The 13,661-nt window shown below is 56.6% G+C and carries 14 protein-coding genes; 3 read left to right on the top strand and 11 right to left on the bottom strand.

Annotation, left to right across the window (positions count from 1 at the left end):
* The first annotated feature begins 1,206 nt into the window (after positions 1–1,206).
* Positions 1,207–2,640: an aldehyde dehydrogenase family protein gene (locus HB393_RS19635; protein WP_213806892.1), complete on the top strand. Its 1,434-nt coding sequence runs from the start codon at positions 1,207–1,209 to the stop codon at positions 2,638–2,640.
* Between the two features lie 91 nt (positions 2,641–2,731).
* Here HB393_RS19635 and HB393_RS19630 read toward each other — a convergent pair whose 3' ends face one another.
* The 9 genes from HB393_RS19630 to HB393_RS19590 form a co-directional block, all read right to left on the bottom strand.
* Entirely contained in the window at positions 2,732–3,619 is an 888-nt protein-coding gene (locus tag HB393_RS19630) for an inositol monophosphatase family protein (RefSeq protein ID WP_213806891.1), read from the bottom strand.
* Between the two features lie 63 nt (positions 3,620–3,682).
* Positions 3,683–4,642 carry a VWA domain-containing protein gene (locus HB393_RS19625; RefSeq protein WP_213806890.1) on the bottom strand — a complete coding sequence of 320 codons (960 nt, stop codon included), beginning with the start codon at positions 4,640–4,642 and terminating at the stop codon, positions 3,683–3,685.
* Positions 4,639–5,103, bottom strand: coding sequence for a molybdenum cofactor biosynthesis protein MoaE (locus tag HB393_RS19620; RefSeq protein WP_213806889.1), 465 nt, complete (start codon positions 5,101–5,103; stop codon positions 4,639–4,641). The genes HB393_RS19625 and HB393_RS19620 overlap by 4 nt, the downstream gene beginning before the upstream one ends.
* Complete coding sequence (locus tag HB393_RS19615) at positions 5,100–5,408, bottom strand: MoaD/ThiS family protein (protein ID WP_213806888.1); 309 nt, start codon at positions 5,406–5,408, stop codon at positions 5,100–5,102. The genes HB393_RS19620 and HB393_RS19615 overlap by 4 nt, the downstream gene beginning before the upstream one ends.
* A 94-nt stretch (positions 5,409–5,502) precedes the next feature.
* Positions 5,503–6,327, bottom strand: a complete 825-nt coding sequence (locus HB393_RS19610; protein ID WP_213806887.1) for an alpha/beta hydrolase — start codon at positions 6,325–6,327, stop codon at positions 5,503–5,505.
* Positions 6,317–6,559, bottom strand: a complete 243-nt coding sequence (locus tag HB393_RS19605; RefSeq protein ID WP_213806886.1) for a hypothetical protein — start codon at positions 6,557–6,559, stop codon at positions 6,317–6,319. Before HB393_RS19605 ends, HB393_RS19610 begins: the two co-directional genes overlap by 11 nt.
* 45 nt (positions 6,560–6,604) lie before the next feature.
* Positions 6,605–7,141, bottom strand: coding sequence for a DUF488 domain-containing protein (locus tag HB393_RS19600; RefSeq protein ID WP_213806885.1), 537 nt, complete (start codon positions 7,139–7,141; stop codon positions 6,605–6,607).
* An 84-nt stretch (positions 7,142–7,225) separates the two neighbouring features.
* Entirely contained in the window at positions 7,226–9,673 is a 2,448-nt protein-coding gene (lon, locus tag HB393_RS19595; protein WP_213806884.1) for an endopeptidase La, read from the bottom strand.
* A 549-nt stretch (positions 9,674–10,222) separates the two neighbouring features.
* Positions 10,223–11,050 carry a prephenate dehydratase gene (locus HB393_RS19590; protein ID WP_213806883.1) on the bottom strand — a complete coding sequence of 276 codons (828 nt, stop codon included), beginning with the start codon at positions 11,048–11,050 and terminating at the stop codon, positions 10,223–10,225.
* Positions 11,051–11,207: 157 nt separating this feature from the next.
* On the opposite strand from HB393_RS19590, the gene HB393_RS19585 reads away from it, so the two are divergent.
* Positions 11,208–11,357, top strand: coding sequence for a lmo0937 family membrane protein (locus tag HB393_RS19585; RefSeq protein ID WP_213806882.1), 150 nt, complete (start codon positions 11,208–11,210; stop codon positions 11,355–11,357).
* A 90-nt stretch (positions 11,358–11,447) separates the two neighbouring features.
* Positions 11,448–11,783: a CsbD family protein gene (locus HB393_RS19580; RefSeq protein ID WP_213806881.1), complete on the top strand. Its 336-nt coding sequence runs from the start codon at positions 11,448–11,450 to the stop codon at positions 11,781–11,783.
* A 63-nt stretch (positions 11,784–11,846) separates the two neighbouring features.
* Here HB393_RS19580 and HB393_RS19575 read toward each other — a convergent pair whose 3' ends face one another.
* Positions 11,847–12,713, bottom strand: coding sequence for a UbiA-like polyprenyltransferase (locus tag HB393_RS19575; RefSeq protein WP_213806880.1), 867 nt, complete (start codon positions 12,711–12,713; stop codon positions 11,847–11,849).
* 67 nt (positions 12,714–12,780) lie between these two features.
* Complete coding sequence (locus tag HB393_RS19570) at positions 12,781–13,599, bottom strand: BON domain-containing protein (RefSeq protein WP_255551382.1); 819 nt, start codon at positions 13,597–13,599, stop codon at positions 12,781–12,783.
* Positions 13,600–13,661: the final 62 nt, after the last annotated feature.

The raw sequence follows: 13,661 nt of genomic DNA, 5'->3' as shown, positions 1-13,661 counted from the left end.
ACGCCGAGAACCTGAAGGAAAAAGCCGACTAAGACTACGCAAGTCGAAAACCGATAAGCGCCTTGTTGAAGAGTTGCTTCCCTTGGCTCGATACATCCAAGCGCGTTATCAAGCGGGGAGACGAATCAAGGTTCGATGGTTGAGCGGATCACAATCGTACGATGCCGTTCTCTGGTCTTCTGGCTCGCTCGTTGAGCACGGAGACGCGCCGAGGAGAGTATTCGTAGAGATCACCAGGTCCGTTCATCGAAACGACTCTGATAGCCGTCGACGGCTGGATCAGCGGGGGAACTCCTTCGGGGTACGAGGAATCCATCGAGAAGGAAAAAACATCATCTCCAAACCGTATGTGTTCAGTGGGGGTGAGAACGCAAGGATCTGGCTGAACTGATTCTTGCAAGCCTCAACCTAAAAGCCAATAAAGCGTATCCTCCTTCGACCGTGTTGGTTGTAGATTGTGTGCCAACCTGTTCTCTCCTGATTGAAGATGAATGGAAAGATGCAATAGAACAGGTTAAGCTTGCGAAGCCAAGTATTCCTTTCCGTGAGGTATTTATTTTAGACATGCAAATGGCGACTCACACGGCGACGTTGCTTGGCGATCGACAACCACCAGCGCGACGTAAGTGGTAATTCTCAATGTAGGTGGTCAACATGCGGCCTAACCAAACACTAATGTCGCTTCGCGCGTGGTGGTACTCGCGAATTGCCAGGAACACAACGCCTCCTACGGACGTCAAGGATTATTTGCTGGATCGCGTTGAGCGGCAACGACAGGTTGTAATTTGCAAGGGCGCTGTCGCTGGGAAGACGATCTCAACCGAAGCTGCTCTGAAGCATGTGCTGGAATTGAAGACTAAGTACGATGGGCCCAATCGAGAAGAGTATGTTTCTGAGATAGACTGCTTTGCCAATGAATTTCGGGAGAAGCACGGCCCTCTTATCCCGGTCGATCAAGCCTACGCGATATTCAAAGAACTGGAGGTCCGATTTGGCCGGGTCGAATAGGAGGGTGTTACTTGTCGTGAGCTGGCCTACGCCGTTTGTTCTCAACGGAATTAGTAACGATAAATGCCGTTGCTGGAAGTGATCTTCGGACGCAACGCTATCCCATAAAAGGCAACGCGTTGCGTACAGGCTGGTTTTTTGTAAAACCTATAAGCCGCAAAGAAAGGAATAAACAAATAGATGATGTGTTAACCCAAAATGGTAAACATCACGACGCATTACATTAACGGCCAGTTCGTCGAGTCGAAGGGCCAAGAGAAATTCGGCCTCATCAACCCTTCATCGAATCAACTCCTCGGACATGTAACCCTCGGGAACGTCGAAGATACGCAGGACGCCATCGCAGCCGCAAAAGCGGCATTTAAAACCTTCTCCACCACAACCAGAGAAGAACGATTGGATTGGTTGCAGCGGCTCTACGATGCCTTGAAGGCGAGGGCTCAGCCTCTCAGCGAGGCGATGGTTGAAGAGTTCGGTGCGCCGGTAAAAAAATCGCCTATAGCTGCTGCGTTTTCGACAGATGAGTTTCTTCACGTAAAGAAAGCCCTCTCGAACTTCAACTTCGTTCGAGAGATGGGCAACGCAAAGGTCATCTTTGAGCCCCTCGGCGTCACCGCCGTGATCACTCCCTGGAACTCCAATGCCCTCTTTATCTGCAGAAAGATGGGAACAGCCATTGCCGCGGGCTGTACGACCGTCATTAAGCCGAGTGAGATGAGCGCAATCCAAACCCAGGTCCTCGTAGAGGCCCTCCACGAAGCGGGTCTTCCTCCCGGTGTATTCAACGTCGTCGTCGGGCGTGGCGATGTCGTTGGGGCAGAGCTGACAAGACATCCGGACGTGGCAAAGATCTCGTTCACCGGCTCTACCGCAACCGGAAAGACGATCGCCAAAGGCGCCGTCGATACGATGAAACGAGTCACCCTCGAGCTTGGCGGCAAGTCCGCAAATATCATCTTGGACGATGCAGACTTCGCCAAGGCTATTCCCCTGGCCATCATGAATGCCTTCCTGAACAACGGAGAAGCTTGTAACGCCGGGACCCGCCTCCTCGTACCCGAAGATCGCCTCGACGAAGTGAAGAAGTCCATCAAGCATGCAGTGGAGCAGGTCAAGGTCGGCAACTGCCTGGACGAGGACACCTTTATAGGACCTCTGGTCAGCAGGAAACAATACGAGCGCGTCCAGGGCTACATCAAGAGCGGCGTCGAAGAAGGTGCGGAGCTCGTAACCGGCGGCCTCGGACATCCACAGGGCCTCAGTCCGAAGTCCCTCGAAGAGGGAAACTTCGTAAGGCCGACCGTCTTCGCCAACGTCACTCGCAACATGCGCATCGCGCAAGAGGAGATCTTCGGCCCGGTCCTCTCCATCCTGACGTACAAGACGGACGAAGAAGCCATCGAGATTGCCAACGATTCAATCTATGGTCTCTACGCCTATATAAGCTCGTCAGACATGGAGAGAGCGAACCGCATCGCTTCACAGCTTCAGGTTGGAAGAGTTTCGATCAACGGCGCGCCACACGATACCGGAGCACCCTTCGGCGGATTCAAACAGTCCGGCATTGGAAGAGAGTATGGCGAGATAGGCCTCGAAGCCTATCTCGAACCAAAAGCAATCCTGGGGTCCTGACCTTCTCAGTCTCCTTCCAGAACCTCAAGCTCGCATTCCAATCAGACCAGCAACACATCGCCACTGAGCTCTCTCAGTGGCGATCTCTCGTTTATCGTCCTGCCTCAGCCCTTCTCCTCGCAAACTCCGCCGGCGTAGGAATCGTCTCCAGCTCCCGCCCTGCGAACATCTCGGTAAAAAGGTGCTGCAGCTCCCCAAGGATCAACCCATTCGTAGCCAGTACCTCGCGGCTATCCAAAGTGAACTTGCCGCCATTGAAGTGCGTCACCGTCCCACCCGCCTCCTCCACCAGCAACACGCCCGCCGCCGTATCCCAGGGATTCAGATTGAACTCCCAGAACCCATCCAGCCGTCCGCACGCCACATACGCCAGATCCAGCCCAGCAGAACCCACCCGCCGAACCCCATGCGACCGCAGCGTCACCTGCTGATAAAAGTGAACGTTCGGATTCTCATGCCGCTTCTGGCTCGGAAAACCCGTAGCCGTCAAAGACTCCTGCAGCTTCGCCGTCTTAGACACCTGAATCTGCCGTCCATTCAGCCACGCCCCCTTACCCCGTTCCACCGAGAACATCTCATCCCGCAGCGGATCGTAAGTCACCCCGGCAATCAGTTCTCCATCCGCATCCGCAGCTAGTCCCGGAGCCCGCCGCTCCAACCCCAGCAGCACGCAGAACGACGGAAACCCATGCGCAAAGTTCGTCGTCCCATCCAACGGATCGACATACCACCGGTACTCGCTCTCCAACCCATCGCGAGTGCCCTCTTCCCCATACACCCCATGCCCCGGAAACGCCGCCTTCAGCTTCTCGACGATCAGCGCCTCGCTGGCCCGGTCCGCCTCCGTCACCAGGTCGACATCGCCCTTGTACTCGGCCGTCACACCCTTCTCGTAGAACCCCCGCAGCAAAGTCCCCGCCTGCCGCGCAATCCCCTCAGCTACATGTGCAAACTCAAACTTCTTCCTGGTGCTCTTCATAATCGCCTCTAAGCCAAGCTTAGTGCATCTCAGCCGAAGGCGCGTTCATACCGTCAAAAGCCTTCACCGGGCATCCGCATAATATCCCGTCCTGTAACGCAGCTCATACGTCCCCCGCAGCGCCGTATCCTTCATCCGCACCCGTATCGCCCGGTAAGAATTATCGCGCTCCCGCTGCGGCGCATAGTACCCCAGCAAATACTGCGTCCGCAGATCCTCCGACACCTTCCGAAACGCCGGCTCCAGATCCTTCGCTTCTTCCACGTAGTAGTACTTCCCGCCCGTATCGCTCGCCATCTGGATCAGAGCATGCTCCCCACCCGTATTCCGCCCCGCATCCGCCGCCACCGGCACAATGATGATCGAGTACACCATCGCTCCCGCCCGCTGAGCCTGCTCCAGAGCCTGCCCATACCGCGAACCCTTCACCGTATCCTCGCCGTCGGTAATCAGTACCATCACCCTGCGCCGCCCCGCATCCGTCCGAGTCGTCGCCAACCGCTCCGCCCCCAGATAGATCGCGTCATACAACGCCGTCGCATCCCCATGCTGCAACTCCCCCAACCCCGCATCGATCTGCTTCACCTGATTCGTAAACGGCACAATCTCCCTTACCGTATCCGAGAACTCCATCAGATCCACCTCATCCTGCTCCCGTATCAGCGCCTTGACGAAGTGCTTCGCCGCATCCTTCTCCAGCCGCTCATTCCGCAGCACACTCTCGCTCCCATCGATCGCCAGTACCACCGACAGCGGCGACACCGACTCCCGCTCGAAGATCGAGATCTTCTGCACCTTCCCATCCTCCAGAATCTCGAAGTCCTCCTTCCCCAGCCCACCCACCGGAGCTCCCTTCGCATCCACCACATTCACCGGCAGATTCACCAGCCGCGTCTGCACCCGCAGCGTGGGAATATCGCCCTCCCCCAAACCCTGCGGGGCGCGCCGCTCAATCGGAGCCTGTCCAAACATCCCGCCTTCCGTCAAAAGCGCGGTCACCACGATCAGACCAGCCAGCTTCATCCCAGCATCTCCAGATCGTCCCCGGAATGCACCGCCATCGCAGCCGGAAACGGCTCCCCATCCGCCCACACCGCTCCATCCACAAACTGTTCCTTCTTCCAGATCGGCACCGTAGTCTTCAACGTATCGATCAGCCACCGGCAAGCATCGAACGCCGCCCCCCGATGCGCCGAAGCCACCACCACCAGCACGCTCGTCTCCCCCACCACCAGCCGTCCCAGCCGATGCACCAGAGCCACATCCCGCACCCCGAACCGCGTCACCGCCTCCGCCGCCAACCCCTTCATCTGCTCCAGCGCCATCTCCCGGTACGCCTCATAGTCCAGATGCAGCGTCCTCCGCCCCCGCGTATTGTCCCGCACAATCCCGTCGAAGACGCACACCGCCCCATCGGCCCCAGCCTTCATCTCCGCGACGATCGCCTCGGCAGGAATCGCCTCATCCACAATCTCGATCCTCATAGCCCGCGCCCCCCACTCACCGGCGGCAGCAAAGCCACCTCATCCCCATCCCGCAACACCACATCCCCCCGTGCATACTCCTTGTTCACCGCCACCGCGATCGAATCCCAAAGCTGCGAAGCCTCTGCCACGGACGCCCGCTGAAATGACGCCCGCTGAAACGCCAAAAACTCCGCCACAGACAATCCTTCCGCCAGCTCCACCTCCACCTCGCGATGGCCGGCCAAATCCCTCAAAACCCCGAAATAAAGAACCCGCACCCGCATCAACCCAGAATACCCGAGCACACCTCTTGGACTCCCCATCCCAGCGAATATCACTCCCAAAACGAAAAAGGGCCAGAGCGAACCCCGCCCTGACCCTTCCTCGCCTTCAACTACCGCTAAATCAGCAGATCAGCTAAACCAGCCCGTCCCGCAGAAACCCTCTACAAAGCCCCACAAACGGCCCCGGCTGCTCAAAGATCAGCATATGCCCGCTCGTAATCTCCTTGTACTGAGCGTTCGGAATCAGCCCCGCAACCTCGCGCGTCAACGCCGGCGGAATGACCGTATCCTGAGAGCCTCCAATCGCCAGCACCGGCTTATCGATGCTCTTCGCCTGCTCCCGGACGTCGGACACGCAGTTCAGCTCGATCTGCCGCTTCATCCCCTCCCAGTTGGTTGAGCTAAGGATATTCTCGACAAACTGCGCCACTCCCGCATCGCCGATCTTCGCCACAAACGCCGGACTCGTCGACATCAACAGCAGCAGAGTCGCCATGGCTCGCCGGTCGCTCTCCACCAGCCCCAGCGTCGCCTGATTCATCACCCTCAGCCTGCAATCGTCGTGCGTCGGCCAGGCCGAAGCCAGAACCATCGACTTCACCGCCTCTGGATACTCCGCCGCAACCTGAATCGCCACCTGCGCGCCCAGCGAGTGGCCGACAAGATCGAACTTCTCCACCCCTGCCGCCCGCGCAGCCGCCACAACCTGCGCCGCCATCGTCTTCAACGAGAGCGCTCCGCCTCCATCCACCGTCCCACCAGAGCCCGCCAGATCCGGACGAACCACGGTCCAATCGTCCGTAAACTGACCGATCATATGATCCCAGCAAGCTGCAGAATCGCTTCCCGCGCTATGCAAAAGAACCAGCCCCGGCCCCTGTCCATCCACCCGAAAAGCAACCTCCGCTCCCCCCGACTGAACATGCTGAACGCCATTGCTAATAGTGCTACTTGTCATAAATTCTCCTTCCACCGTTAAGAAGGACACCCATTCCACCCATGTATTCCATCGCATCAACACCCCCACCCATCAAAAAGCCCGGTAAACAGAACAAAAAGAAGAGAGAAAGCAAAAAATAAAAAGAAGAAAAAAAGAGCAGAAGAGAAGGACAGATGAAGAAGAAAAGAAGAAAAAGAAAATCAGCAACCCGAAAAACAAAACAGGAAAGGCAAGACCAAATCGGTGCCATCCGTGAAAATCGGTGTTAAGCCTTCCTCCAATCAGCCCCACAACCTCAGACAAACAAAGTAGCCTCCCCCGGATACCAAACCCTCCCACCCTCCACCCGGGCAAAGTCCGTCATCGCATGAGCCTTCACCGTGCTCCGCCCATCCGCCTGCACGAACACATCCTCCACTCCAAACCCACGCGCAATCACCGCATCCGCAATCAACGACCGGTGACACCTCCACGGCACCGCCTCCGCGCACATCACCGCCACTCGCTCCAGCTCCGGCTGCCCTACCAGCCAGTCGATCTCCCCTCCAAACGCCGCCGTCTGCATATAGTCCGCATACCCGCGAAAGCTATCGGCCCTCCAGCCTGTGTTGATGCTGTCCTTCCGCGTCGCCCTCCGCCCACCCAAACCCTCCCGCCACGCCGTACGAATCCCCGCAGCCTCCAACACCTCAAACAGCCGCGCCTGCCCAAACTGCGGATGCCGCCGCGAACCCGGATACCGCCGCACATCCACCAGCAGGCGGCAGTCGTTCTCCTTCAACGCCCATAGAAAAGCCTCGATCTCCAGCGTCGAGTGCCCAATCGTCATCATTCGCCACACACCTCCTGGGAAACAAAAAGAGCGGCCCGGCAATCGCCGAACCGCTCTCTTCGATGCTTCCTGCTCGTTACGGGATTACACCGTAGCGTGCAGTACCTCTTCGCGGACCTCTTCATCCTGCACCAGCTCGCTCGTCGTCTTCGGCAGAGCAACCGCCAGCACATCTTCAATCCGCGTCGCGTAGTGGATCGTAACGCCTTCGATCTGATCCGGCGTCAGGTCCTCATCCACCTGCTGCTTGCAGTCCTTCGGCAGGATCACATCCCGCACGCCAGCCCGCTTCGCCGCCAGGAACTTCTCCTTGATCCCGCCCACCGGCAGTACATTGCCGCTCAGCGTGATCTCACCCGTCATAGCCGTCAACGGATGCACCGGAGTATCCGTCAGCAGGCTGACCAGAGCCGTAGCCATAGTCACACCAGCCGAAGGTCCGTCCTTCGGAATCGCTCCCGCAGGGACGTGGATGTGCAGATCCGTGTCCTTGGTGAAGTCCTCATCCAGACCCAGCGCAGCCGCGTTCGATCGAACCCACGTCAGCGCCGCCTGCATGCTCTCCTTCATCACATCGCCGATCTGCCCGGTAATCGTGAAGCCGCCCTTGCCCTTCATCTTGTTCGCTTCGATAAAGAGCACGTCGCCTCCTGCTGGAGTCCACGCCAGGCCAACCGCCACGCCCGAACGCTTCGTCCGCTCCGCGATCTCCGTATCCACGCGAACCTTGATGCCGCCCAGGAACTCGTGCACGATCTCCGGTGTAATCACCAGCTTCGTGTCCTTGCCCTCGGCGATACGCCGTGCCAGCTTCCGGCACACCGTACCGATCTGCTGCTCCAGCTTTCGAACGCCAGCCTCACGCGTATAGTGCCGTGCGATCAGGTGGACGCTCTCCTGCGGGAACTCGATCAAGTCAGGATTGATGCCGTTCTCCTTCGTCTGCCGCGGGATGAGGTACTTGATGGCGATGTTCACCTTCTCCTCTTCCGTATAGCCGGTCAGCTCGATGATCTCCATGCGGTCCAGCAAAGGTCCAGGAATCGTGTCTAGCTGGTTGGCTGTGCAGATAAACAGAACCTTGCTCAAATCGAACGGTTGATCGAGATAGTTGTCGCGGAACGTGTTGTTCTGCTCCGGGTCCAACGTCTCCAACAATGCGCTCGCAGGATCGCCACGGAAGTCGCGGCCCAGCTTGTCGATCTCATCCAGCATGAACACCGGGTCCTTCACCTCCACCCTCTTCAGGTGTTGGATAATCTGTCCCGGCAACGCGCCGATGTAGGTCCGGCGATGTCCGCGAATCTCCGCCTCGTCATGCATGCCGCCTAATGAGATACGCGAGAACTTGCGATCCAAAGCCCGTGCGATCGAACGTCCCAGCGAGGTCTTACCGACACCCGGAGGCCCGACGAAGCACAGGATCGGCCCCTTCATGTCCGGCTTCAAACGCCGCACCGAGAGGTAGTCCAGAATGCGGTCCTTGACCTTCTTCAAGCCATAGTGATCCTCATCGAGAATCTCCTTCGCCTTCAGGATGTCAACCTCGCTCGAAGAGGTCTTCGCCCACGGCAGCACCGCCAGCCACTCCACGTAGTTCCGCGTCAGGCTGTAGTCCGCCGCCGCCGGGTTCATCCGGCTCAGCCGTCCCAGCTCCTTCAGCGCGTCCTTCTTTACCTCGTCCGGCATGCCGGCGTTCTCGATCTTCTCCTTCAGATCCGCAATATCCTTCTGCGTATCGTCGAGATCGCCAAGCTCCTTCTGGATCGCCTTCAACTGCTCGCGCAGGTAGTAGTCCCGCTGCGACTGCTGTACGGAGTCCTGCACCTCGCTCTGGATCTTGTTGCGCAACTGCTGCACCTCAAGCTCCTTCGCCAGATGCTTATTGATGCGCTCCAATCGCGCCGTCACATTTGGCATCTCCAACAGCTCTTGCTTGTCGGTCGTCGTCAGGAATGGCAGGGAAGACGCGATAAAGTCCGACAACCGGCCTGGCTCATCGATATTGATCGCTATCGTCTGCAGATCGTCCGAGAGCGTAGGCGAAGAGGTCACAATATTCTGGAACTGGCTCACCACATTGCGCTGCAAAGCCTCAGCCTCGGGCGAAACGCCCGGCTCGGCCTCGTCGATGACCTCGTACTCCGCGGTCATAAACGGCGTCAACTGCGTGAACTCGCCCATCTTCACCCGCTCGTTGCCCTCCGTAAAGACAAAGAGACTCTGGTTCGGCATCTTCACGACCTTGTGGACCGTGGCGCGCGTTCCAACCGAGTACAGATCCGCCGCCAGCGGCGAGTCCTGGCGCGCATCTCGCTGCGCGACCACCAGGATCGACTTCTCCTCGCCCAGGGACTGAATCAACTGAATCGAGCTCTCCCTTCCCACCGTCAGCGGTAACACCGCGTGCGGGAAGAGCACCGTATCGCGAACTGGAAGCACCGGAATCGCCCTCGAAGCCCCAGAGCTCTCCCCAGTGTTCTCAGATTTGGTCGCGCTCGGCTTGATTACACTTACAAAGTCGTTTGGCATTTGAGTGCCCCCCTATCAGATTTCTTACTATTCGATGCTCAAGTCTGCCGATGGTCGCAATTCTACTCCAGAGGCCAAACCACAGCCAACCTCCCCGTCATCGGCATCACAAGAGCTCGCATGATTAACACACCCATCCACGAATTTAACGACCCTTCACCAACAATTAATAAAAACCTCACCACATCATCCAAACAACTAGCCTTCTAACCCCTAATCCCTAGCCCCTAACCCCTGCCTTTCCTGTCAACCCCCTCAAACAACCTAACTCCATCAAAACAAACCAAATAAAAACAATTAAAAGTGGCACTTTAGTTTTGGTCGTTCTTTTAGAATAGAGACAGAGATTAAGAAAAGACTGAAACCAGAAGCCCCGGCCAGCGCCGGGGCTTCTACCTTTAAACCCCTAACCCTTTACCGGAGACGAATTTGGACGTAACCCTTTTAGCAGCAATCGCTTACAACCCAAGTCCAGCCGTAACTGTATGCAAAGAAACCACTTGCGCCCGGTCAATGGGGGGTACCCCCTCGAAACCTTGGCCGGAAAGGCTAGGCAGCCCGATACCGCCCCAACTCCTTGACCATGCGGCAGTGTCCTCGCAGCGCCAGCAGGGCCTCATCTGCCATCTCAGGCCGCCCAAAGCGTACGTCCACATAAAAGACGTACTCCCAGGGACTTCCGATCACCGGACGCGACTCGATCTTGGTCAGATCGATTCCCGTATCCGCCAAACGCTGCAACGCAGCCACTAAGGTCCCAGGACGATGCTCAATAGCAAACGCAAGGCTCATCTTGTCAGGGCTTCCGCCCATATCCGGAGCATTCCGCCTCTGGGCTCCCTCGCGCGTCACCAGATGAAAGCGTGTGTAATTCTCGGCGTGGTCTTCGATCCCGGCCACCAGCACCTCCGCACCATACTCCGTCGCAGCTAGCTCCGGAGCCACACCGGCGACATCGCGTAGCCCCTCAGACATGAGATGCTTCACGCTGCCGGCGGTATCGTAAAACGAAACCACCTTGAACTCCGGGTGAGCCGTCAGAAACCGCCTGCACTGCGACAAGGCCACCGGATGTGAGATCACCTGTCGGATCGCCGCGATCTTCACGCCCGGCATCGCAATCAGGTTATGTCGGATCCGCAACAAACTCTCTCGCACGATTCGTACCGGGAGCTCGAGAAGAAGATCATAGTGCTCCGCAACCGAGCCATGCAAACTATTCTCGATCGGCAATACCGCCCCATCCGCATCGCCCGAAACAACCTTCGCCAGCACCTCGGCCGAGACAGCGCAAGGAACGATCTCCACTTCGCCGAGCATCTCCCGGGCAGCCATGTGGCTGTTCGAACCGAACTCACCTTGTATCGCAACCTTCAAGTTATTCCCTCAAAGAGGCCAGAAGAACCTCCTATTTTCACCAGAGTGGCAACCTATGGGGTTTCCAGGGCAACTTAACTTACGAAGGCCGCAAGGTCCTGGATTTATAGCCCATGGTAGAAATTATTGCCGGGCCTGCATTAGGAGAAAGAACCGCATGCTTTGGACAATCACAATCATTCTATTCATTCTGTGGGTTCTCGGTCTCGTTAGCAGTTACACCCTCGGTGGATGGATCCACATACTGCTGGTACTCGCCATCATCGTTCTCATCTTTAATCTACTCTCTGGCCGACGCGCACTCTAGCTTAACTTCGATCCTTCGAGGTGCCGAATAAGATCTCAACATTCGGCGCATCAAATCATCGACGTCCCTGCTTTCACAAGGAGTAAGAACATGAACAAAGACACAGTTGAAGGAAAAGTCGAACAGGTAACAGGCAAGGTAAAACAGGCCTTCGGTGAAGCCACTGGAAACCAGAAGATTGCCAACTCAGGCGCGGTAGACGAGATCAAAGGCGCGGCACGCGAAACCTGGGGCAAAGCCAAGGACACCGCAAGCGACGTCTCGGACTCCAAACGCGCCGACGCCAAAGTCGAAGCATCTCACGCAAAAGCAGAGAGCGATCACACCGCACACGACGTTCGCTCAAAGGTTACCTCCACCGCTCAAAACGTCAAAGACAAAATCTCCGACAAAATAGACGACTTCAAAGAACGCCACACCCACTAAACTCAACATAAGTTTTAAACGAAAAGGCCCGCTAAAAGCGGGCCTTTTCTACATGCAATCGTCTTAGCGCTTACTCAAAACATCAGCCGCAACAAAGCCAAAGAAGAGCACAGAGATGATTCCATTCAACGTAAAGAAAGCAGCATTCATCCGCCGCATATCTTTAGGAGACACAATCGAATGCTCGTAACACAGCAACACAGCTACTAAAGCAACACCTACAACTGCAACCTTCCCTAAACCGAAGAGTGCAATCAACCAGACCAGCATCAGCAGCATACCAACATGCATCGCTCGCGCAATCCAGAACGAAGCCTCCACCCCAAACGCCTGCGGAACGCTGTTCAACCCAACTCTTCGATCATGCTCGAAGTCCTGACAAGCATAGAGAACATCGAAGCCTCCAACCCAAAGCAACACTGCTCCAGTCAAGGCCACGATCCGTACATCGAGCGATCCACGCACTGCGATCCAGGCCGCGGAAGGCGCAATCCCCAGCGCAAGTCCAAGCACCAGATGCGACCAACGCGTCAACCGCTTCATATAGCTATAAGCCAGCAACACCAACAGAGCCAAAGGAGCAAGCTCCAGCGACAGACGATTCAGCATCGCAGCAGCCAGCACAAACACCAACGAACCAACCAGAACGAACCCACCCACGAAACCCGAGGTCAACGTCCCAGCCGGCAAAGCCCGCATAGCAGTCCGCGGATTCGCCGCATCCAGATCCCGATCCACCAGCCGATTGAACGCCATCGCCGCACTCCGAGCCGCAACCATACAAACCACAATCCAACCCAACACCCGCAGCGGAGGCCAACCACCAGCAGCCAACACAGCCCCAGTCAGTGCAAACGGGAGTGCGAACACCGAGTGTTCCCACTTGATCATCTCCAGCGTAGACGCAGTATCCTTCCAAAAAGTGCTCATACTCTATCGTAAATAAGAATTGGCCCGCACCGCTATTCGGTACGAGCCAATCTCTCCTTGCAGATCGCTACTTTTCGGGCGAACCGCCTGCTACCTGCAGATTGTTGATCACCTTGAAGACTCCCGGAACTCCATTCGCACGGATATTCGCAACGTCCTTATCTGCCTGGTTATCGACAACACCAGAGAGCGTAACGTTGCCATTCACCACCGTAATCCGAATCGGCTTCGCAGGATCCAGTGCATATTTGTTCAACTGAGGAGCACCGTAAATAGCCCGAGCTTCTGCCAGCCGAATGCGATCATCCATCGGAGACAGCGGAGCAACCTCGATGTTATCCACCAGGTCCTTCACCCCCGGATAATTCGCCACCAAGCTGACAGCAGAGTCCTTATCCGTAGGACCATATGCCACTCCACCCAAAGTCACCACGCCGTTCTGTACACCAATGGTCAAGGCATTAAAGGCAGTCGTCCCATAGCCAACGCGATCGTAGGCTAGCTTTTCGGCAAGCTTGTTTCGCAACTGAACATCATCGATTGCGGTTCCGGGACCTCCCACCTCGATCATGTTCTGCACAGCTTTGACATTCTTACGATGGTGAGCCTTTTGATCGGCCTGTTCTTTATCGCTGTAGAGATCGACGGTTCCAGTCAGAGTCACAACACCGTTCTGTACCGTAGCTTTTACATCCTTGAATTTCTTGTTATCCAGAGCCTTAATGACATCGGCCTGAATCTGGGCGTCATTGGAACCAGCAGTCTGTGCGCGACTCGATGCGGCGCTCCCGGACATCAGGATGATTCCAAACCCAAGAACAAAAGCACTCCTCCAAGCCCTCTTGAGCTTAGAAGATGCGTTCCCAGTCTCCCTTTTACCATTCATGATGATTCTCCTTTTAATTCTTTTTAGATGTGATTCTACTGATCAGCCGGTTGGGTTAGACG

The sequence above is a fragment of the Granulicella sp. dw_53 genome (genome assembly GCF_018449545.1).
Classification (GTDB): Bacteria; Acidobacteriota; Terriglobia; order Terriglobales; family Acidobacteriaceae; genus Edaphobacter.
This window is presented reverse-complemented; position numbering and strand designations above follow the sequence as displayed.